The organism is Cellulomonas sp. GbtcB1, assembly GCF_019091725.1.
Classification (GTDB): Bacteria; Actinomycetota; Actinomycetes; order Actinomycetales; family Cellulomonadaceae; genus Cellulomonas.
This window is the reverse complement of sequence record NZ_JAGXJG010000283.1, coordinates 1-266: the sequence shown is the minus strand read 5'-3', so window position 1 is coordinate 266 and position 266 is coordinate 1. Positions and strand designations below refer to the sequence as shown.

The 266-nt window shown below is 74.8% G+C and carries 1 pseudogene; it reads right to left on the bottom strand.

The features are described from left to right. A pseudogene (locus KVT14_RS20470) lies at nucleotides 1-266 on the bottom strand (xylan 1,4-beta-xylosidase); the annotation flags it as partial.

Sequence of the window (266 nt, the reverse complement as noted above, 5' to 3'; positions counted from 1 at the left end):
GACCGCGGCGTGGCGAACTGGTCGAGGAGGTCCTGCGGCGGCTGCAGCGTCTGGTAGGTCCCGAACGGCACGTGCTGCGCCGGCCCCGAGGTGTACGCGTGCTTGCTGTCGAAGTCGCACGGCACCCCGGTGTCGGCCACGTGCTCGGCGAACCGCGGCAGCCAGACGTCGGCGCCGGGCGACACCGCGGGCCCGCCCACGGGGATATCGGCGTCGACGGCCTTCACCGCGCGCGGCGTCGCGTCGAACAGCCGGTGGTAGGCGGG